The following is a 19,388-nucleotide window of genomic DNA, read 5'->3' as shown; positions in this document are numbered from 1 at the left end:
GTACGGACCCGCGGCTCCGGCCGCGTCTCGCGCGGACCGGAGGCGTAGCCTGGTGGGAACGCCCTGTTGAACCCTCCACTCGGCACCGCAGAGGGCGACATGACCGACCCCTTCGGTTTCCTGACGACTCCCCGCCGGCCCGTGGCCGCGCGTCCTTCCGAGGAACGGCTCGGCGACTGGCACGAGGTTCACGCGGGCCAGACCCTGTTGCCGGTGGTCTCCCTGCAGGCAGGGCGCTGCATGGACTGCGGCATCCCGTTCTGCCACAACGGCTGCCCGCTGGGGAACCTCATACCGGAGTGGAACGTGTACGCGGCCCACAGCGACTGGGGCGCCGCCGCCGAGCGGCTGCACGCCACCGACAACTTTCCGGAGTTCACCGGCCGGCTCTGCCCGGCACCCTGCGAGGCCGCGTGTGTCCTCGCGATCAACTCGGAACCGGTGACGATCAAGAACGTCGAACAGGCGATCGCCGACCAGGCGTGGGAACGGGGGCTCGTGTCCCCGCTCCCGCCGGAGCGGCTCATCGGCTCATCGGTCGCCGTCGTGGGCTCCGGGCCGGCCGGCCTGGCGGCGGCGCAACAGCTCACCCGCGCCGGCCACACCGTCGCGGTCTACGAACGCGCCGACCGCATCGGCGGCCTGCTCCGTTACGGCATCCCCGCGTTCAAGATGGAGAAGCGGTTTCTGGACCGCCGTATCGAGCAGATGAGGGCGGAGGGCACGGTCTTCCGCCCCGGCGTCGATGTCGGCCGTGACATTGCCGTGGCGGAGGTGAGGAACCGCCACGACGCGTTGATCGTCGCCGTCGGTGCGACGCAGCAGCGGGAGCTCCCGATCCCGGGGCGCGAGCTGGACGGCATCCACCTGGCCATGGACTACCTGACGGCGGCGAACCGTGTCACGGAGGGCGACCGCCCACAGCCGGCCGTCACCGCTGAGGGCAGGCACGTGGTGATCGTCGGAGGCGGCGACACCGGCTCCGACTGTCTCGGCACCGCCCTGCGCCAGGGTGCCGCCTCGGTGGTGCAGTTGGACATCAACCCCGAGCCGGGCGATACCCGTACCGAGAGTCAGCCGTGGCCGGTGTATCCGAGGATCCACCGGATCTCCCACGCTCATGAGGAGGCCTGTGCCCGCGGCGGCGCCGATCCGAGGACGTACTCCACGGCCACCGTGCGCTTCGAGGGGGACATGGCCGGCCACGTGCGCGCGTTGCATCTGACCGAGGTGGAGCCCTCGGCCCGACGGCCGCGGGCCGGCACCGAGCGGGTGCTGAGGGCGGACCTGGTCCTGCTCGCCCTCGGCTTCTGCGGGCCCGAACGGGACACCGGCCTGGCCGGGCATCTCGGACTCACCTTCGACGCACGCGGCAACTTCGCGCGGACCGCCGCCTTCGCGGCACTGCGGGAGGAGGGGGAAGAGCAGCCGGGCCGCAGCGTGGCGGACGGTGTCTTCGTCGCGGGGGACGCGGGCCGCGGCCAGTCCCTCGTGGTGTGGGCCATCGCGGAGGGACGGGCCGCCGCGGCGGCGGCTGACCGCTATCTGACCGGCTCCACCGACCTTCCCGCTCCCCTGGCGGCGACGGACGGGCCGCTCACGGCGTGACGGCGGGCCCGCCGGTACTCCAACGGCCTGGATCTGGACGGCTGTCCGCCCACGCCGACCACTGCCTGGACTACGTCAATTCCGTCCACATGGACGACGGCGCCCGCATCGCCGTCCGCACCGTCCGCGAGGCCGCCACGCCGCCGGTCGCCGAAGTGCGCTTCGTGCTCTGCGACGAGGACGCGTACGCCCACTTCCAGGCGGCTCTGGCCGCGGAGGGCTGACGCCGCCGGTCCCGGCCCGGCGTCCGGGTCATGGCGCCATGAGCACGGCCACCCCGGTGATCCGTCCCGCCGCCAGGTCCGACAGGGCATGGTCGGCCTGCCGCAACGGGTAGCGCGTGACCCGTACCGCGGGCCGCAGCCGCGCCGCTTCGGCGAGGAAGGCGCGGCCGTCCTCGCGCGTGTTGGCGGTGACGCTGCGCACCGTGCGTTCCTGGAACAGATGCGCGTCGTAGTCCAGCGGGGGGACCGCGGTGAGGTGGATCCCGGCGATCGCGAGTGTGCCGCCGCGGTCCAGCGCCGCCAGCGCCACCGGCACCAGGCCCCCGGCCGGGGCGAACAGGATCGCGGAGTCCAGTGGTTCCGGCGGGTCGCCGGCTCCCGCTGAGGCCGCGCCCAGCTCCCGCGCCAGACGCTGCGCCCGCGCCGACCGGGTGACCACGTGGACCGTGGCGCCCTGGGCCACGGCGAGCTGGGCGGTCAGGTGCGCGGACGCCCCGAAGCCGTAGATCCCGAGCCGGCCGCCGGGCGGCAGCTCCGCCAGGCGCAGGGCCCGGTAGCCGATGATGCCCGCGCACAGCAGCGGTGCGGCCTCCTCGTCACTCCACCCTTCCGGCAGGCGGTAGGTGAACGGGGCGTCCACCAGGATGTGGCCGGCGAATCCGCCGTCGATGTCCCAGCCCGTGTAGCGGGACCCGGGGCACAGGTTCTCCCGCCCGGCGCGGCAGTGACGGCACTGTCCGCAGGTCCCCGCGAGCCAGGCCGCCCCCAGCCGGTCGCCTTTCCGCGGGCCGGTGACACCGGGTCCGGCGCCGACGACCTCGCCGACGACCTCGTGGCCCGGTGTGCAACGCGGCCTGCGCGGCGGCAGGTCGCCCTCGGCCAGGTGCAGGTCGGTCCGGCACACCCCGCAGGCGCGTACCCGTAGCAGCAGTCGGCCCGGTCCGGGTTCCGGCGTCGGGCGCTCCAGCCACCGCAGCGGGGCGGACGCGATCGGACCTGGGGACTCGACCACCCAGGCCGACGTCGCTCCGGGCACCGGGGGCGCCATCCTCGTCCTGCCGATTCCGTCACCTGTCCGGTACCGGCCCGGCGAGGGGCCGGTACGGGCGGTTCACTCACATGCTCCAGCGCAGCACCGCCCCGAGGCCGCCCGCCGGGCCGTGCATACCCTCGGGAACCATGAGGACTTCGCCGCCCGACGCGGCGGCGGAGCGCAGCAGCGCGTCGTCCGCGCGCGCCCGTTCGGGCTTGGCGACACCCATCGCCTGCGCCTGGCCGCGCTGCACCGCGACCTGGTCCACGCCGGGGCCGATCCACACCTCGCGGCCCGCGTCGGCCGCGTCCGGTGTGAGCAGCAGAGTCGCCACCTGGTGCTTGCGCGCCGCGTCCACGACGGCGGGCATGCCTTCGGCGGCCTCTCCGGGCCCGGTGTCGACGGCGGAGGTCTCGCGGTGCTCGCCGGGCCTGCCCCGTCCGACGCGGAAGCGGTCGAGCGCGCTCTCGAGCCGGTCGCGCGCGAACTTCTCGCACGCCTCGGCGATCTGCCGGTCGAGCAGGCTCTTGGACGCGCCCGGCGACCTGCTGCCGTTCCCGGCCTCGACGGTGACGGCCTGGACACGCTCGGGGAGCCGGTTGAAGACGGCCCTGCGCTCGCGGGGATCGCCGGTCAGGACGATGAGTTCGGCGTTGCTCTCGGACAGCCTGCGGGCGAGCTCGCGGGCGATGATGTCGGCGGTCTCGTTCCAGCTGTTCTCGACTTTGTTCCGGTAGTGCCACTCGTACCGGTCCGCGGGAATGCTGCGGTGCCCGCGGCCCTGCCACTCCCTGCCGTTCGCCTGTCCCAGGGCCTCGCGGTGGTGTGCGTCGCGCAGCTCGAGATCGGCGCCCGCGCGGTCGATGTACGCGACCAGGCACGCCGGCCGGTCGCCCCGCAGGTCCGCGAGCGGCGCGACGTGGGGCAGGATCGACCACGTCGCCGGAATGCCGGCCGGCGGCACCGAGAGCGGCGTGTCGAGCACGACCTCCGCGCCCGCGGCGAACAGGGCCCGTCCGGGCGGCGCGCCGGAGACGGGCTCGTGGGCGAGCTTGTCCATGACCGCCCTGACGGTGTACGCGTCGGCGCCCGCCTCGATGAGCTGGGAGGCGACGGCGCGCTCGCGGAGCTGCTGCACCTTCTGTGCGTCCTCGGTCGCACGCGTGGTCTCGATGTAGACGGAAGCCCATGGGCCTGGCCGGGCGAAGAGCGGTTTGAGGAAGCCGAGTTCCATGATTACCCCCAGGCAATCGTGGATGGTGAATACCACCAGATTATGCCGGTATAGCGCTTGTGGAGCGCGTGGCGACCAATGACGTGACGACGCCGTGAGTGCCCTTGTTCGGCCGTCCGAAACGGGCGGCAGGGATACGGTGACCGCACGCGTCCACCCGGATCGCGCTCGTGGCCGGCCAGGCCCTCGGGCCAGTGCTGCCAGCGGGGCGTTGATGTCGGATTTCCGCCAGCCCCGGGTGTCGGCGTGCCCGATGCTTGAGGCCATGCACACCGACACCGAGCGCTGCGTACGCGCCGTCCAGTCCAAGGACGGGCGGTTCGACGGATGGTTCTTCACCGCCGTCCTGACCACACGGATCTACTGCCGTCCCAGCTGCCCGGCCGTGCCGCCGAAGGCCGAGAATATGACCTTCTACCCGAGCGCCGCCGCCTGCCAGCAGGCAGGGTTCCGCGCCTGCAAGCGCTGCCGGCCCGACACCAGCCCGGGCTCGCCCGCCTGGAACGCCCGTGCCGACACCGTGGCCCGCGCCATGCGGCTCATCGGCGACGGCGTCGTCGACCGCGAGGGCGTGCCCGGCCTCGCCGCCCGGCTCGGGTACTCCACGCGCCAGATCGAGCGCCAGCTCCTCGCGGAGCTGGGCGCCGGGCCGCTCGCTCTCGCCCGTGCCCAGCGCGCCCAGACCGCCCGGCTGCTCATCGAGACGACGTCCCTGCCCATGGCCGAGGTCGCCTTCGCCGCCGGGTTCTCCTCCATCCGCACGTTCAACGACACCGTCCGGGAGGTCTTCGCCCTCGCGCCCGGCGACCTGCGCACCCGCGCGTCGGGCCGCCGCTCCGCGCCGCCCGTCACGCCCGGGGTGATCGCGCTCAGGCTGCCGTACCGCGCGCCGCTCAACCCCGGCAACCTGTTCGGGCACCTCGTCGCCACCGGCGTCCCCGGCGTCGAGGAGTGGCGGGACGGCGCCTACCGGCGCACCCTGTCCCTCCCGTACGGGCACGGCATCGTGGCGCTCACGCCGCGGCCCGACCACATCGCGTGCCGGCTCTCCCTCACCGACCCGCGCGACCTCACCATCGCCATCAGCCGCTGCCGGTGGATGCTCGACCTCGACGCCGACCCCGTCGCCGTGGACGACCGGCTGTGCGCCGATCCCGAACTCGCCCCGCTGGTCGACAAGGCCCCCGGCAGGCGCGTGCCGCGCACCGTCGACGCGGCCGAGTTCGCCGTGCGCGCGGTGCTGGGCCAGCAGGTCTCCATCGCCGCCGCCCGCACCCATGCGGGCCGACTGGTCACGGCGCACGGTGTGCCGGTCGAGGACCCCGAAGGCGGGCTCACCCACCTCTTCCCGGCCCCAGGCGCCCTCGCGGCGCTCGACCCCGAGGCCCTCGCCCTGCCGCGCAGCCGACGCACCACCCTGACCACGCTCGTCGCCGCGCTCGCCGACGGCTCGCTGCGGCTCGACCCGGGCAGCGACTGGGACCGGGCCCGCGCCCAGCTCGCCGAGCTGCCCGGTTTCGGCCCCTGGACCGTCGAGGTGATCGCCATGCGCGCGCTCGGCGACCCCGACGCCTTCCTGCCCACCGACCTCGGGATGCGCCGCGCCGCCGCCGGACTCGGCCTGCCCGCCACCCCGGCCGCCCTCACGGCACGCGCCGCGGCCTGGCGGCCCTGGCGGGCGTACGCGGTCCAGTACCTCTGGGCCTCGGACGACCACCCCATCAACCACCTCCCCGCGTAAGGAAGTCCGGAGCATGACCAGGCAGCACACCGTCGTCGACAGCCCCTACGGCCCGCTCACGCTCGTCGCCACCGACGGCGTGCTCAGCGGGCTCTACATGACCGGTCAGCGGCACCGCCCGGGGGAGGAGACCTTCGGCGTACCCGACGAGACGCCGTTCGGCGCGGCCGTCGAGCAGCTGGCCGCGTACTTCGCCCGCGAACTCACCGTCTTCGACCTGCCGATGCACTGCGACGGCACACCGTTCCAGCGCAGCGTCTGGGACCAGCTGCGGCGCATCCCCTACGGCGAGACCCGCACCTACGGCGAACTCGCCGAGATCCTCGGCAACAAGGCAGCCTCTCGCGCGGTCGGTCTCGCCAACGGCAGGAACCCGATCGGGATCATCGTCCCGTGCCACCGGGTGATCGGCTCGTCCGGCAGCCTGGTCGGCTACGGCGGCGGGCTGGACCGCAAGAAGCGCCTGCTCGCCTTCGAGCAGGGCACGCCGGACGACGCGCTGTTCTAGGAGCGCGTTCCAGGAGCGGGCTGCCCGGCCGGTCCGTCCTCAGGACGCCAGGTGCTCCGGCGGCTGGGCCGCAAGGCGGTCGAGCAGCGCCGGAAGCGCCGTGCCGATCGGCTCGCGCACGATCTCGTCGGCCAGTTCGTCGTACGGCGTCGGCTCCGCGTTCACCACGATCAGCCGCGCCCCGTGCTCGACCGCGATCCCCGCCAGGGACGCGGCGGGCTGCACCTTCAGCGTGGTCCCGACGGCGACGAACACCTCGCACGCCTTGGCGATCGCCATCGCCTGGCCCAGCACCTCCGGGTCGAGCCGCTGGCCGAACATCACCGTCGCCGACTTGAGGATCCCGCCGCACGCGAGGCACGCCGGATCCTCCTCGCCCGCCTCCACGCGGGCCAGCGCGTCGGCCATCGGCGAGCGCACATGGCAGCGTGTGCACGTCACCGTGCGCGCGGTGCCGTGCAGTTCGAGCACCTTGCGGTCGGGCATGCCGCCGAGCTGGTGCAGTCCGTCCACGTTCTGGGTGATCACCCGGACGGCGACCCCGGGACGGCGGTCGAGCTCAGCGACGGCGCGATGCGCGGCGTTCGGCTCGGCGCGCCAGGTCGCACTCTCGCGGCGCATGATCCAGGAGCGGCGCCGGATGTCGGGGTCGGACATGTAGTAGTCGTACGTGACGAGCTTCTCGGCCTCCGGATCCCGCCGCCACAGGCCCTGCGGGCCGCGGTAGTCGGGGATGCCGGAATCGGTGGAGATACCGGCGCCGCTGAGGATCGCGACGAGTGTCATACGAACGAGCGTACGCAGCCCGGCGGGCGGGCGGCGACCGATGTGACCGCCGCCTGCCCGCCTGACTGCCGCTCCGCGGACGGTCCCTAGGGGGTGACCTTGGCGAACGGCGTCGGTGTCAGACCCGTCCAGCGTTGCTGGACCGCCGTGCCCGACTCCTTCACCACATCGCCGTCCTGGACCCTCGCCGTCTCGGCCAGGTAGAAGCGCCCGTCGTCGAGCGAGACCAGACCGTACTGCCCCGTCGACTGCCAGCCGTAGGTGCCCGAGGGTTCGTGGTGCAGTCCCTCACGCAGCAGCGGCAGCAGCCGCCCGGTCTCGGGCTCCTGCTGGCCGCGGATCTCGCCCCATCGAGGTCTGCCGTCGCCGTCGACGACGAACAGGGAGTAGTTGGGAAAGCCGGGCTTGGAGCCCTTGTACGCGGCCATCAGCCAGTTGCCGCTGTGCCCGTCGTACTCCAGGTTCTGCACGCCGTACCTGGTGTTGCCGGTGTACAGGAAGAACTTGCCGTCCGTGCGCGCCGGGCCGCTGCGGTGCGGCGCCGACTCGGTCAGCGGCCGCTCGTACTTGCGCCACTGGCGTACGTCGTACTGAAGCAGGACCTGGTGGTCGTTGTCCTGGCGCGTCGTGTTGGCGTAGACGCCGTAGGCGATGGTCAGCTTCTGCGGCCCGTTCTTCCTGCCGAACACCGGGCCGAAGGCCACCCCGTCGATGCCGCTGCACCCGTAGCGGTGGTCTGCCGTCGCGCCCGTGTTGCCGTCGAAGACGCCGTCGCCGTTCATGTCGGCCGTGTAGTCCTCCACGACCTCCCGCAGGTGGACCGTGGTGACGACTCCGCTCGTCTCCGCGTCCATGTTCATCCGGTCGATCCGGTCGCCGTCCAGGATCGCGATGTAGAACGCCTCGGCCGCCTTGTACTCCAGCGAGCCGTAGACGCGCCCGTCCGCGGTGTTGAAGTCCAGGTCGCCCAGATGGCCGGTGAACCCGGTCACGGATCCGACCGGTCTGCCCTGCAGGTCCGTCTTGACCAGCAGGTTCGTGAACGAGAAGTACATGAACCCCTTCTGCCGGTCCAGCGCCATGCCCTGCAGGTGCCCCGCCTGCCAGGCGCCGCCGTCCACCGTGAGGGGTGGCTCGACCGCCTTGGGGGGCGGGCCGGCGGCGGTCGCGGGGGTGGTGGTGCCGATCGTCGCGGCGGCCACGAAGGCGGCGGCCGTCAGCGAGCCGTACGCGTGCCTGTGCATGATCCCTCCGGTGTCCTCGAAGTCCGGATGGTGCCCAGCGGGGGTGTGCGCGCCGTACCGGACGGCGCGCACACCCGTAAGCGGCATACCCAGATGTACTGATGCTCTGTCAACGAATAGCGGCGAAGACCTCATTGGGGAACCGGCGCGCGGCGGTCGTCAGCCGGTTGCCGCACCGGAACCGGTGAGCGGGGCGAACGGCAGGGGAGTGCGGCCGGTCCAGCGGTGCAGGAGCGCCTTCCCCGTCTGGGTGGCGGTGCCGCCGCGCGCCTTCGTCGACTCGCCGACGTAGAAGCGGCCGTCGTCGAGGGAGACCAGGCCGAACTGCCCCGGCGCGTGCCAGCCGTACGTCCCCGAGGGCGCGTGGTGCTCCCCCTGCGGAAGGAGTGACAGCAGCATGCCCCGCTCCGGCCGCCGCTGGCCGCGGACGCCGCCCTCGACGGGCGGCCTGCCGCCGTCGACGGCGAAGAGCCCGTAGTTGGGGAACTGACGCTTGGCGCCCTTGTACACGGCCATCAGCCAGATGCCGCTGTGCCCGTCGTACTCCAGGTTCTGCACGCCGTACGTCGTGTTGCCGGTGTACACGAAGAACTTGCCGTCGTGCCCGGCGGGCCCGCTGCGGTGCGGACGGGACTCGTTCAGCGGGCGCTCGTACCGCCTCCAGTCCCGTACGTCGTACTGGAGCAGGACCTGGTGGTCGTTGTCGCGCCGCGCGGTGTCGGCGTACACGCCGTAGGCGACGGTCAGCATCCGGGGGCCGCCCGTCGTCCCGAAGGCGGGGCCGAAGGCGACCCCGTCGATGCCGGCGTTCCCGTACCGGTGATCGGCGGTGTCGCCGGTGTCGCCGTCGAAGACGCCGTCGCCGTCCATGTCCGCGGTGAAGTCGCGGGCGACCTCGCCGAGGTGGACGGTGGTCAGGACCCCGCTGGTCCGGGCCTCCATGTTCATGCGCGTGATGCGCCTCCCGTCGAAGACGGCGATGTAGAACGCGGCGTTCCTGCCGTACTCCAGCGAGCCGTAGACGCGGCCGTCCGCCGCGTTGAAGTCGAGGTCGCCCAGGTGGCCGCCGATGCCACGGACCGACCCGAGCGGCCGGCCGCTCAGGTCGGTCTTGACGAGCGTGTCGGTGAAGGAGAAGTACAGGTGGCGGCCGGCGCGGTCGAGCGCCATGCCCTGGAGATGGCCGGAGCGCCAGGAGCCGCCGTCGACCGCGACGGGCAGCGGTCGCGCAGGCAGCTGGGGAGTCCTGGCCGCCGTCTGCGGGGGATGTGCGGGGATCTCGTGCGGGGTGGCGGCGGGGGCCGCGCCGGCGACGGTCAGCGCCAGAGCGGCGAGGGCGGTGATCCAGCCGCGCAGGTGCGTGAGCATGGTCCCTCCGGAGTCCTGGGGATCCGGAGGCTGCCCGATGGGTGTGCACGGGCCTGGGCGGCGCGGACAACGCGCCGTGAACGCCCGCCTACGGTACGGCGGCCAGCGGCGTTCGGTGCAAAACGCTCATCGTGGGGTCACGGCTTCGGCGGCAGTCCGTTCTCCAGCTCGACCGCCCCCGTGCCCGCCGCCAGCGCGTCGAGCGACGCCTCGACCCGCAGGTACAGCGAGCCGAGCAGGTAGTGGGACAGGTCCTCGCGTGCCACCAGTCGCCAGGACAGCAGCTCGTCCTCCTGGAGCCTGATCGCCTCGAACCGGGCGTCGGTCAGCACGCCGCCGTCGTACACGTACGCGGCGATCGGCGGCCGCCCCTCGCCCGGCACCCAGTCCACCGTGAGCAGCGCGCCCAGCTCGAGATCGAGACCGATCTCCTCCAGCGTCTCCCGGCGCGCGGCCTGCCGGGGCGTCTCGCCGAGGTCCGACTCCACGGTGCCGCCGGGCAGTGCCCAGCCCTTGCGGTAGTTGGGGTCGACGAGCAGTACCCGCCCCTCGGCGTCCCGGAACAGTGCGGCGGCTCCGGCGAGGATGCGGGGGAGGGAGGCGATGTAGGCGGCGTAGTCGGAGGTCGTCACGGCAGGCAGCGTAGGTCATCCGCCTCCTCCCGCGGCGGGTGCGCCATGCCTCGGTGGCGCCGCATATGGAGGAAACGCCCACGTGCGCGCCGTGACGCCGTCCGATGCCGGGGTAGCAGGGCGCCCGAGGGTGCGGATAGGGTCGGGGACGGCGCGACTGCCTGTTCGACAGCAAGGGATACACGGTGAGGGACGGAGCAGTTTCTCAGCCTGCGCGGGTGCTCGTCGCAGCTGACAAGTTCAAGGGCTCGCTCACGGCGGTGCAGGTCGCCGAGCGGGTGACGACCGGGCTGCGGCGGATCGTCCCGGACCTGGACGTCGACACCCTGCCCGTCGCCGACGGCGGCGACGGCACGGTCGCCGCGGCGGTGGCCGCGGGGTTCGAACGCCGTGAGGTACGGGTGACCGGGCCGCTCGGCGACCCCGTGACCGCGGCGTACGCCCTGAAGGACGGCACCGCGGTCGTGGAGATGGCCGAGGCGTCGGGCCTGCAGCACCTCCCGGCCGGCGTCTTCGCACCTCTCACCGCCACGACGTACGGCTCCGGGGAGCTGCTGCGCGCCGCGCTCGACGCGGGCGCGCGCACGATCGTCTTCGGCGTCGGCGGCAGCGCGACCACGGACGGCGGGGCCGGGATGCTGGCCGCGCTCGGCGCCCGCTTCCTGGACGCGGACGGCAAGCCCGTGCCGCCGGGGGGCGGTGGCCTGAGCGCGCTCGCGACCGCGGATCTGTCGGGCCTGGACGCCCGTTTCGAGGACGTCGACCTGATCCTCGCCAGCGACGTCGACAACCCGCTGACCGGGCCGAAGGGCGCGCCCGCGGTCTACGGCCCGCAGAAGGGTGCGACGCCGGACGACGTGGCCGCCCTCGACGAGGCGCTGGCCCACTACGCGTCCGTCCTCGGCCCCGACCTGGCGGACGCGCCCGGCGCGGGCGCGGCGGGCGGCATCGGCTACGGCGCGCTGGTCGCGCTCCGTGCCCGCTTCCGGCCGGGCATCGAGGTCATGCTGGACGTGCTGGGCTTCGCGCCGGCGCTGGAGCGGGCGACGCTGGTCATCACCGGCGAGGGCTCGCTGGACGAGCAGACCTTGCACGGCAAGGCCCCGGCGGGCGTGGCCTCGGCGGCGCGCGCGCAGGGCATCGAGGTGGTCGCTGTCTGCGGCCGTCTGGCCCTCCCGCCGGAGGCCCTGGGCCGCGCGGGCATCCGCCGCGCCTACGCCCTGACCGCCCTGGAACCGGACCCGGCGAAGTGCATGGCCCACGCGGGCCCGCTGCTGGAACAGGCGGCGGAGTCGATCGCCCGCGACTTCCTCACCTGACGGGACGCCCCGGGGCGCGGCAGCTTCGAGCCGCGCCCTCCGGCCACCGCCCGCGAGGCCCTGCCCCGCCCCCTGGCGCGCGTCGCCCAGGGGCGGGGCGTTTTTTGTGGAGCCCCCCAGTCCCTCGACCGCCCGCCTCCCACGCACGCGGTACGTGCGGATCCCCCGGTGCAGGAAGGCGGCCACGGGGTACCCGGCACGGTGGCACGACGTGCACAGCCTGCGCGGGCAGACCCTGCCCCGCGGCGGCAGATCCAGGAGGAGGCGCAGTAATGAGCACGGTGAAGGAGACCGTCGAGGTCGAGGTTCCCGTCAGCACCGCCTACAACCAGTGGACGATGTTCGAGGAGTTCCCGAACTTCATGGAAGGCGTGGAGGCGGTCACCCAGGTCGACGACCGCCACAACCACTGGACCACCAAGATCGGGGGAGTGAAGCGGGAGTTCGACACCGAGATCGTCGACCAGCTCCCCGACGAGCGCATCGCTTGGCGCACCATCAGCGGCGACACCAAGCAGAAGGGCATGGTGAGCTTCCAGCGCCTGGACGAGACGCACACGCGGGTGGAACTCGTGATGGACGTCGAGCCCGGCGGCATGGTGGAGAAGGCCGCTGACATGACCGGAATGATCGACCGGCGCGTCAAGGGCGACATGCGACGCTTCAAGGAGTACATCGAGCACCAGGGCGGCGAGAGCGGAGGCTGGCGCGGTCGCATCAAGCCCGGATGACGCCGGGCCGGGAGCGCTCGTCACCGCCCCGATGGCCGATCCTCGCCGACAGCGGGGAACCGAGGCCGCATCGCCGGCCCCGGTTCCCCGCTCCCGATACGCTCTGCGCATGGTGCATGTACTGGGCAGCAGGATGCTGCTGAGCCCCACCGATCCGCAGCGCTCGCGCGACTTCTACGGCCGCGCTCTCGGGCTGGCGGTCTACCGTGAATTCGGGACCGGCCCCGAGCGTGGAACGGTGTACTTCCTCGGCGGCGGGTTCCTCGAACTCTCGGGCCGCTCCGACACCCCGCCCTCGCCGGCCGTGCGGCTGTGGCTGCAGGTACCCGACGCGCGGGCCGCCCACGACGAACTGCTGGAGCGGGGCGTGGAGGTGCTCAGAGCGCCGCAGAAGGAGCCGTGGGGGCTGGTCGAGATGTGGATCGCCGACCCGGACGGGGTGCGTATCGCGGTGGTCGAAGTGCCCGAGGACCATCCCCTGCGCCATCGCCCGTGACGGTCCCGAAACGCCGAGGGCCCGGAAGCGTTCGCTTCCGGGCCCTCGGCGTACAGGACGCGTGCTACGGGATCTGCGCCGCACGGGCCTCGCGGCTCTCGCGGCGGTTGTCGCGGAACGTGTTCACGCGACGGGCGGTGGCGAAGAGGGGGATCGTCGCCGCCATCACGATCTGCAGTGCGCAGCCCATCTGGAGCAGCACCTGGCCGCCCGGCGCGTCGAACGCCCATGCCGCCAGCATGCCCATCGCCGAAACGATCCAGCCGAGCATCGCCACCGCGAGGACACCCCGCGGCTTGGGGTACTCGACCCGGCTCACCATCAGCCAGGCCGCTCCGATGATCGCCAGCAGCGTCGGGATGAAGGGCAGCTCCAGCAGCACGATCGAGACGACCGTGAGCGCTCCGAAGGGGCTCGGCATGCCCTGGAACATGCCGTCCTTCATGGTCACGCACGAGAATCTCGCAAGCCGCAGCACCACCGCCAGCAGCACCACGATCGCGGCCACCGCCGAGACCCGCTGATGGGCGTCGTCCGCGACCATGCCGTAGACCAGCACGAAGTACGCGGGCGCGAGACCGAAGCTGATCAGGTCCGACAGGTTGTCCAGCTCGGCACCCATCGGCGACGACCGCAGCTTGCGGGCCACGAGCCCGTCGCAGAGGTCGAAGATCGCCGCCAGCAGCATGAGGATCACGGCCGTCGCGGCGCTGTGCCGCGCCATGCCGGTCTCCTGGCTGCCCTGGAGGTGCGGGATGAGGATGCCGGTGGTGGTGAAGTACACCGCCATGAATCCGCACGTGGCGTTGCCGAGCGTGAGGGTGTCCGCTATCGACAGCCGCAGAGAGAGCGGCATCTCCTCCGCGTCGTCCTCTTCCTCGGACTCCGCCGCCCAGTTCGCCTGTGTGTCGGGATCAATCACGGTCAATGCGAGTCACCCCCGCCGTCGTGGTCTGGCCCACCTCGACAGCGACCTCGACACCCTCGGGAAGGTAGATGTCGACGCGCGAGCCGAAGCGGATCAGACCGATGCGATCACCCTGCTCGACCTTGGTGCCCTGCGGGATGTACGGGACGATACGCCGTGCGACCGCGCCGGCGATCTGCACCATCTCGATGTCGCCGAGTTCGGTGTCGAAGTGCCAGACAACGCGCTCGTTGTTCTCGCTCTCCTTGTTGAACGCGGGCACGAAACCGCCGGGGACGTGCTCGACCGACGTCACCGTGCCGGCGAGCGGCGCGCGGTTGACGTGGACATTGAGCGGGCTCATGAAGATCGCGACGCGGGTGCGTCCGTCCTTCCACGGCATGATGCTCTGCACCACTCCGTCGGCGGGCGAGATGACCCGCCCGGACGCGATCTCGCGCTCAGGGTCGCGGAAGAACCACAGCATGCCCGCCGCGAGCGCGGTGGCGGGCACGGCAACGGCCGCGGCCCGCCGCGAACGGCGGGCACGGGCCAGGCTGAGGGCAGCGGTGGCGACGGTCGGCAGAAGCCACGGCGATGCTCCGCGAGCGATACGTACGCCAAAGCGGCTGTCGCGTGGTGCAGAGGTTTGGCTGTGGGGCATGGATGACCTTCGTAGCGGATGATGCCGCGCTGGTAACACGGGGGACGGCGGCTTTCCGGCCGATGTTATCGGGTACGGAGCACAACTGGGAAAGCCGGAAACCGAGTCGGCGGCCGGAAGATGATGACAGGGTGTGATCTTCTTCGCGGCCGAACCGACTCAAAAGCGGCAATCAACCTTGGAACCGGTACTCCTCGAGCAGCCGACGCCCGATGATCATTTTCTGGATTTCGGCGGTACCTTCGCCGATCAGCAGCATCGGAGCCTCGCGGTAGAGGCGCTCGATCTCGTACTCCTTGGAGAAGCCGTAGCCGCCGTGGATACGGAAGGCGTCCTCGACGACTTCCTTGCAGTACTCGGAGGCGAGGTACTTCGCCATCCCTGCCTCCAGGTCGTTTCGTTCCCCGGAGTCCTTTTTGCGTGCCGCGTTCACCATCATGGCATGCGCGGCCTCGACCTTGGTAGCCATCTCGGCCAGCTTGAACTGGATGGCCTGGTGGGAGGCGATCGGCTTGCCGAAAGTGTGACGCTGCTGGGCATACGAGACACCCAGCTCGAAGGCACGCTGCGCGACACCGCAACCACGAGCGGCGACGTTCACGCGGCCGACCTCCACGCCGTCCATCATTTGGTAAAACCCTCGGCCGGTGACCCCGCCGAGTACCCGATTGGCCGGAATGCGCAGTCCGTCCATGATGAGCTCGGTCGTGTCGACGCCCTTGTAGCCCATCTTGTCGATCTTCCCGGGGATGGTGAGGCCCGGACGGACCTCGCCGAAGCCCGGCTCCTTCTCGACGAGGAAGGTCGTCATCGACTTGTGCGGGGCCGTGCCCTCGGGGTGTCCTTCGTCACTCCGGCACAGGACCGCGACGAGGGTGGACGTGCCGCCGTTCGTCAGCCACATCTTCTGGCCGTTCAGGACGTACTCGTCGCCGTCCTTCACACCCTTGGACGTGATCGCCGAGACGTCCGAGCCGAGGCCCGGCTCCGACATCGAGAACGCGCCGCGCACCTCGCCGAGCGCCATGCGCGGCAGGAAGGTGTCCTTCTGCTCCTGCGTGCCGTGCTGCTTGAGCATGTACGCCACGATGAAGTGCGTGTTGATGATGCCCGAGACGGACATCCAGCCGCGGGCGATCTCCTCGACGCACAGCGCGTACGTCAGAAGGGACTCACCCAGGCCGCCGTACTCCTCGGGGATCATCAGGCCGAACAGGCCGAGTTCCTTGAGGCCGTCGACGATCTCTTGCGGGTACTCGTCCTTGTGCTCCAGCTCCGTGGCGACAGGGATGATCTCCTTGTCGACAAAGTCACGGACGGTGGACAGGATCTCCTGCTGGACATCGGTCAGACCTGCGGTCTGGGCGAGTCGGGCCATGACTACTTCTCCTGCGCCTTCAGCTCGGGGCGGCCGGGCTGCTCGCCGCCGCGCTCCTTGATGTACGTCTCCGTCGGGACCATCACCTTGCGCCGGAAGACGCAGACGAGGGTGCCGTCCTGCTTGTAGCCCTTGGTCTCGACGTAGACGATGCCGCGGTCGTTCTTCGACTTCGACGGGGTCTTGTCGAGGACCGTGGTCTCGCCGTAGATCGTGTCGCCGTGGAAGGTCGGCGCCACGTGCCGCAGCGACTCGATCTCCAGGTTGGCGATGGCCTTGCCGGAGACGTCCGGCACGGACATGCCGAGCAGCAGCGAGTAGATGTAGTTCCCGACGACGACGTTCTTGCCGAAGTCCGTCGTCTTCTCCGCATAGTTGGTGTCCATGTGGAGCGGGTGGTGGTTCATGGTGAGCAGGCAGAAGAGGTGGTCGTCGTACTCGGTGACCGTCTTCCCGGGCCAGTGCTTGTAGACGGCCCCGACCTCGAACTCCTCGTAGGTGCGTCCGAACTGCATGTCGCTCAGGGCCTTTCTACTTGGCGGGGATCTCGAACTTGGTGGTGCGCTGCATGCCGGCCGCGCGTCCCTTGCCGGAGATGACCAGCGCCATCTTGCGGCTGGCCTCGTCGATCATCTCGTCGCCGAGCATCGCCGAGCCCTTCTTGCCGCCCGCCTCGGACGTGTAGTAGTCGTACGCGTCCAGGATCAGCTCGGCGTGGTCGTAGTCCTCCTGGGAGGGCGAGAAGATCTCGTTGGACGCCTCGACCTGGCCCGGGTGCAGCACCCACTTGCCGTCGAAGCCGAGCGCGGCGGCGCGCTGGGCGACCTCGCGGTAGCCGTCGATGTTGCGGATCTGGAGGTAGGGACCGTCGATCGCCTGGAGGTTGTTGGCGCGGGCGGCCATCAGGATCTTCATCAGGATGTAGTGGTACGCGTCGGCCGGGTAGCCGGGCGGCTGCTCGCCGACGACCAGGGACTTCATGTTGATGGAGGCCATGAAGTCGGCCGGGCCGAAGATGATCGTCTCCACGCGCGGCGACGCCTGCGCGATGGCGTTGACGTTGTTGAGGCCCTGCGCGTTCTCGATCTGCGCCTCGATGCCGATCTTGCCCAGCTCGAAGCCCATGGTCTTCTCGATCTGGGTGAGCAGCAGGTCGAGCGCGACGACCTGCTCGGCGGTCTGCACCTTCGGCAGCATGATGCAGTCGAGGTTCTGGCCGGCGCCCTCGACGACGGTGACGACGTCGCGGTAGGTCCACTCGGTGGTCCAGTCGTTGACGCGCACGACCCGCGTCTTGCCCGTCCAGTCACCCTCGTTCAGGAACTTCACGATGGTGTGCCGGGCCTCCGGCTTGGCGAGCGGCGCGCAGGCGTCCTCCAGGTCCAGGAAGACCTGGTCGGCCGGCAGGCCCTGGGCCTTCTCCAGGAAGCGCGGGTTCGAACCGGGCACGGCCAGGCAGGAACGGCGCGGGCGGAGACGGTTGACCGGGTGCACAGGCGTGCTCATGCGTGGACCTCCAGGGGGTCGAGCTTGTTCGCTTGACGGATCTCGTCGACGATACGGCCGATGATCTCCGTGATTCCGAAGTCCTTCGGGGTGAAGACCGCGGCCACACCCGCTGCCTTCAGTTCGGTGGCGTCGGCGTTCGGGATGATGCCACCCACGATCACCGGGATGTCGGCCGCGCCCGCCTCGCGCAGCCGCTTCAGCACGTCCGGCACCAGCTCGGCGTGCGAGCCGGACAGGATCGACAGACCGACGCAGTGCACGTCCTCCGCGAGGGCGGCGGAGACGATCTGCTCGGGGGTCAGCCGGATGCCCTGGTATACCACCTCGAACCCGGCGTCGCGGGCCCGTACGGCGATCTGCTCGGCGCCGTTGGAGTGGCCGTCCAGGCCGGGCTTGCCGACGAGCAGCCGCAGCCGTCCCGCACCCAGCTCCTCCGCCGTGCGGGCCACCTTCTCGCGCACCAGGGCGAGCGGGGTGCCCGCCTCGGCGGTGACCGCCACCGGGGCGCTGCTGACGCCCGTCGGCGCACGGAACTCGCCGAAGACGTCACGCAGCGCCCAGGCCCACTCGCCGGTGGTGACGCCCGCACGCGCACACTCGACGGTGGCCGCCATCAGGTTCTCGGTGCCCGCCGCGGCCTTCTTCAGCGCCGCGAGGGCTTCCGCGGCGCGGGACTCCTCACGGCCGGCGCGCCACTCGTGCAGCTTGGCGACGACGCGTGCCTCGTTCGCCGGGTCGACCGTCATGATCGCCGTGTCGAGGTCCGCGGTGAGCGGGTTCTCCTCGGTCGTCTCGTAGATGTTGACGCCGACGATCTTCTCGTCGCCGGCCTCGATCCGCGCGCGCCGCTCGGCGTGCGAGGAGACCAGCTGCGACTTGAGGTAGCCCGACTCGACGGCCGCCATCGCGCCGCCCATCTCCTGGATCCGGTCGATCTCCGCCAGGCACTCCTCGACGAGGGCGTCGACCTTGGCCTCGATCACGTGCGAACCGGCGAAGATGTCCTCGTACTCCAGCAGGTCCGACTCGTGCGCCAGCACCTGCTGGATGCGCAGCGACCACTGCTGGTCCCAGGGGCGGGGCAGACCCAGCGCCTCGTTCCAGGCGGGCAGCTGCACGGCACGCGCGCGGGCGTCCTTGGAGAGCGTGACGGCCAGCATCTCCAGCACGATGCGCTGGACGTTGTTCTCCGGCTGCGCCTCGGTCAGACCGAGCGAGTTGACCTGGACGCCGTAGCGGAAACGGCGCTGCTTCTCGTTCTCGATGCCGTAGCGCTCACGCGTGACCTTGTCCCAGATGCGGCCGAAGGCGCGCATCTTGCACATCTCCTCGATGAAGCGGACACCCGCGTTCACGAAGAACGAGATCCGGGCGACCACGTCGCCGAACTTCTCGGCCGGCACCTGGCCCGAGTCCCGCACGGCGTCCAGCACGGCGATCGCGGTGGACATCGCGTACGCGATCTCCTGCACCGGCGTGGCACCGGCCTCCTGCAGGTGGTAGCTGCAGATGTTGATCGGGTTCCACTTGGGGATGTGGGCCACCGTGTACGTGATCATGTCGGTGGTCAGGCGCAGCGAAGGACCGGGCGGGAAGACGTGCGTCCCGCGCGACAGGTACTCCTTGACGATGTCGTTCTGGGTCGTGCCCTGGAGCCTGGTGATGTCCGCACCCTGCTCCTCCGCGACCACCTGGTACAGCGCCAGCAGCCACATGGCCGTGGCGTTGATGGTCATAGAGGTGTTCATCTGCTCCAGGGGGATGTCCTGGAACAGCCGGCGCATGTCGCCCAGATGGGAGACCGGCACACCGACCCGGCCGACCTCGCCGCGGGCGAGGATGTGGTCGGGGTCGTAACCGGTCTGTGTCGGCAGGTCGAAGGCGACCGACAGTCCCGTCTGACCCTTGGCGAGGTTGCGCCGGTACAGCTCGTTGGACGCCTCGGCGGTCGAGTGACCGGCGTACGTCCGCATGAGCCAGGGCCGGTCCTTCTTGCGCTCTGTCAT

At 71.2% G+C, this 19,388-nt stretch carries 18 protein-coding genes and 1 pseudogene; 7 read left to right on the top strand and 12 right to left on the bottom strand.

All coding sequences use genetic code 11. The features are described 5' to 3' along the window. Positions 1 to 99 precede the first annotated feature (99 nt). Complete coding sequence (locus QFZ82_RS08820) at positions 100 to 1,608, top strand: glutamate synthase subunit beta (RefSeq protein ID WP_307712614.1); 1,509 nt, start codon at positions 100 to 102, stop codon at positions 1,606 to 1,608. A gap of 89 nt (positions 1,609 to 1,697) precedes the next feature. Continuing rightward, positions 1,698 to 1,832: pseudogene (locus tag QFZ82_RS08815) on the top strand (O-acetyl-ADP-ribose deacetylase); the annotation flags it as partial. Positions 1,833 to 1,860: 28 nt separating this feature from the next. Here the strand turns inward: QFZ82_RS08815 and QFZ82_RS08810 are convergent. Further along, positions 1,861 to 2,880, bottom strand: coding sequence for a zinc-dependent alcohol dehydrogenase family protein (locus QFZ82_RS08810; RefSeq protein ID WP_373429257.1), 1,020 nt, complete (start codon positions 2,878 to 2,880; stop codon positions 1,861 to 1,863). 67 nt (positions 2,881 to 2,947) lie between these two features. Further along, positions 2,948 to 4,099, bottom strand: coding sequence for a hypothetical protein (locus QFZ82_RS08805; protein WP_307712612.1), 1,152 nt, complete (start codon positions 4,097 to 4,099; stop codon positions 2,948 to 2,950). A gap of 265 nt (positions 4,100 to 4,364) precedes the next feature. On the opposite strand from QFZ82_RS08805, the gene QFZ82_RS08800 reads away from it, so the two are divergent. Both QFZ82_RS08800 and QFZ82_RS08795 read left to right on the top strand, forming a co-directional pair. Continuing rightward, positions 4,365 to 5,840, top strand: a complete 1,476-nt coding sequence (locus QFZ82_RS08800; RefSeq protein ID WP_307712611.1) for an AlkA N-terminal domain-containing protein — start codon at positions 4,365 to 4,367, stop codon at positions 5,838 to 5,840. A gap of 13 nt (positions 5,841 to 5,853) precedes the next feature. Further along, entirely contained in the window at positions 5,854 to 6,348 is a 495-nt protein-coding gene (locus QFZ82_RS08795; RefSeq protein WP_307712610.1) for a methylated-DNA--[protein]-cysteine S-methyltransferase, read from the top strand. A 39-nt stretch (positions 6,349 to 6,387) separates the two neighbouring features. On the opposite strand, the gene QFZ82_RS08790 is transcribed toward QFZ82_RS08795, so the two are convergent. From QFZ82_RS08790 to QFZ82_RS08775, 4 genes are all read right to left on the bottom strand, one after another. Continuing rightward, positions 6,388 to 7,134: a Sir2 family NAD-dependent protein deacetylase gene (locus QFZ82_RS08790; protein ID WP_177149136.1), complete on the bottom strand. Its 747-nt coding sequence runs from the start codon at positions 7,132 to 7,134 to the stop codon at positions 6,388 to 6,390. Between the two features lie 86 nt (positions 7,135 to 7,220). Further along, positions 7,221 to 8,378 (bottom strand): hypothetical protein, encoded by a 1,158-nt coding sequence (locus QFZ82_RS08785; protein ID WP_307712609.1) that lies wholly within the window; start codon positions 8,376 to 8,378, stop codon positions 7,221 to 7,223. Between the two features lie 159 nt (positions 8,379 to 8,537). Beyond that, on the bottom strand, positions 8,538 to 9,746 hold the full coding sequence (locus QFZ82_RS08780; protein ID WP_307712608.1) for a YncE family protein: 1,209 nt from the start codon (positions 9,744 to 9,746) through the stop codon (positions 8,538 to 8,540). 137 nt (positions 9,747 to 9,883) lie between these two features. Further along, the gene (locus tag QFZ82_RS08775; RefSeq protein WP_307712607.1) at positions 9,884 to 10,378 is read right to left on the bottom strand and encodes an NUDIX hydrolase; all 495 of its coding nucleotides are present in this window, start codon (positions 10,376 to 10,378) and stop codon (positions 9,884 to 9,886) included. Positions 10,379 to 10,539: 161 nt separating this feature from the next. Between QFZ82_RS08775 and QFZ82_RS08770 the strand changes: the two genes are divergently transcribed. From QFZ82_RS08770 to QFZ82_RS08760, 3 genes are all read left to right on the top strand, one after another. Next, positions 10,540 to 11,697, top strand: coding sequence for a glycerate kinase (locus QFZ82_RS08770; RefSeq protein ID WP_307717666.1), 1,158 nt, complete (start codon positions 10,540 to 10,542; stop codon positions 11,695 to 11,697). Between the two features lie 272 nt (positions 11,698 to 11,969). Beyond that, a complete protein-coding gene (locus QFZ82_RS08765; protein ID WP_307712606.1) occupies positions 11,970 to 12,428 on the top strand; it encodes an SRPBCC family protein in 459 nt (152 codons plus the stop codon). Positions 12,429 to 12,537: 109 nt separating this feature from the next. Further along, complete coding sequence (locus QFZ82_RS08760) at positions 12,538 to 12,924, top strand: VOC family protein (protein WP_307712605.1); 387 nt, start codon at positions 12,538 to 12,540, stop codon at positions 12,922 to 12,924. A gap of 64 nt (positions 12,925 to 12,988) precedes the next feature. On the opposite strand, the gene pssA is transcribed toward QFZ82_RS08760, so the two are convergent. From pssA to QFZ82_RS08730, 6 genes are all read right to left on the bottom strand, one after another. Continuing rightward, positions 12,989 to 13,846: a CDP-diacylglycerol--serine O-phosphatidyltransferase gene (pssA, locus tag QFZ82_RS08755; RefSeq protein ID WP_307712604.1), complete on the bottom strand. Its 858-nt coding sequence runs from the start codon at positions 13,844 to 13,846 to the stop codon at positions 12,989 to 12,991. Further along, on the bottom strand, positions 13,839 to 14,495 hold the full coding sequence (locus QFZ82_RS08750) for a phosphatidylserine decarboxylase (RefSeq protein ID WP_307712603.1): 657 nt from the start codon (positions 14,493 to 14,495) through the stop codon (positions 13,839 to 13,841). The genes pssA and QFZ82_RS08750 overlap by 8 nt, the downstream gene beginning before the upstream one ends. Positions 14,496 to 14,667: 172 nt before the next feature. Beyond that, positions 14,668 to 15,873, bottom strand: coding sequence for an acyl-CoA dehydrogenase family protein (locus tag QFZ82_RS08745; protein WP_307712602.1), 1,206 nt, complete (start codon positions 15,871 to 15,873; stop codon positions 14,668 to 14,670). Positions 15,874 to 15,875: 2 nt separating this feature from the next. Then, the gene (locus tag QFZ82_RS08740; protein ID WP_307712601.1) at positions 15,876 to 16,388 is read right to left on the bottom strand and encodes a MaoC family dehydratase; all 513 of its coding nucleotides are present in this window, start codon (positions 16,386 to 16,388) and stop codon (positions 15,876 to 15,878) included. Between the two features lie 16 nt (positions 16,389 to 16,404). Beyond that, complete coding sequence (locus tag QFZ82_RS08735) at positions 16,405 to 17,379, bottom strand: CoA ester lyase (protein ID WP_307712600.1); 975 nt, start codon at positions 17,377 to 17,379, stop codon at positions 16,405 to 16,407. Next, positions 17,376 to 19,388: a protein meaA gene (locus QFZ82_RS08730; RefSeq protein WP_307712599.1), complete on the bottom strand. Its 2,013-nt coding sequence runs from the start codon at positions 19,386 to 19,388 to the stop codon at positions 17,376 to 17,378. Before QFZ82_RS08730 ends, QFZ82_RS08735 begins: the two co-directional genes overlap by 4 nt.

It is taken from the genome of Streptomyces sp. V4I23 (assembly GCF_030817975.1).
GTDB lineage: Bacteria > Actinomycetota > Actinomycetes > Streptomycetales > Streptomycetaceae > Streptomyces.
Note: the sequence above shows the minus strand (reverse complement) of the source record. Positions and strands in the feature narration are given on the sequence as shown.

Excerpts from the sequence above, each read along its gene's own strand:
- QFZ82_RS08780 (WP_307712608.1), bottom strand. The coding sequence starts at position 9,746 with ATGCTCACGCACCTGCGCGGCTGGATCACCGCCCTCGCCGCTCTGGCG.
- QFZ82_RS08750 (WP_307712603.1), bottom strand. The coding sequence starts at position 14,495 with ATGCCCCACAGCCAAACCTCTGCACCACGCGACAGCCGCTTTGGCGTA.
- QFZ82_RS08790 (WP_177149136.1), bottom strand. The coding sequence starts at position 7,134 with ATGACACTCGTCGCGATCCTCAGCGGCGCCGGTATCTCCACCGATTCC.
- QFZ82_RS08765 (WP_307712606.1), top strand. The coding sequence starts at position 11,970 with ATGAGCACGGTGAAGGAGACCGTCGAGGTCGAGGTTCCCGTCAGCACC.
- QFZ82_RS08745 (WP_307712602.1), bottom strand. The coding sequence starts at position 15,873 with ATGGCCCGACTCGCCCAGACCGCAGGTCTGACCGATGTCCAGCAGGAG.
- QFZ82_RS08735 (WP_307712600.1), bottom strand. The coding sequence starts at position 17,379 with ATGAGCACGCCTGTGCACCCGGTCAACCGTCTCCGCCCGCGCCGTTCC.
- QFZ82_RS08785 (WP_307712609.1), bottom strand. The coding sequence starts at position 8,378 with ATGCACAGGCACGCGTACGGCTCGCTGACGGCCGCCGCCTTCGTGGCC.
- QFZ82_RS08740 (WP_307712601.1), bottom strand. The coding sequence starts at position 16,388 with ATGCAGTTCGGACGCACCTACGAGGAGTTCGAGGTCGGGGCCGTCTAC.
- QFZ82_RS08795 (WP_307712610.1), top strand. The coding sequence starts at position 5,854 with ATGACCAGGCAGCACACCGTCGTCGACAGCCCCTACGGCCCGCTCACG.
- QFZ82_RS08800 (WP_307712611.1), top strand. The coding sequence starts at position 4,365 with ATGCACACCGACACCGAGCGCTGCGTACGCGCCGTCCAGTCCAAGGAC.
- QFZ82_RS08730 (WP_307712599.1), bottom strand. The coding sequence starts at position 19,388 with ATGACAGAGCGCAAGAAGGACCGGCCCTGGCTCATGCGGACGTACGCC.
- QFZ82_RS08820 (WP_307712614.1), top strand. The coding sequence starts at position 100 with ATGACCGACCCCTTCGGTTTCCTGACGACTCCCCGCCGGCCCGTGGCC.
- QFZ82_RS08810 (WP_373429257.1), bottom strand. The coding sequence starts at position 2,880 with ATGGCGCCCCCGGTGCCCGGAGCGACGTCGGCCTGGGTGGTCGAGTCC.
- QFZ82_RS08760 (WP_307712605.1), top strand. The coding sequence starts at position 12,538 with ATGGTGCATGTACTGGGCAGCAGGATGCTGCTGAGCCCCACCGATCCG.
- QFZ82_RS08805 (WP_307712612.1), bottom strand. The coding sequence starts at position 4,099 with ATGGAACTCGGCTTCCTCAAACCGCTCTTCGCCCGGCCAGGCCCATGG.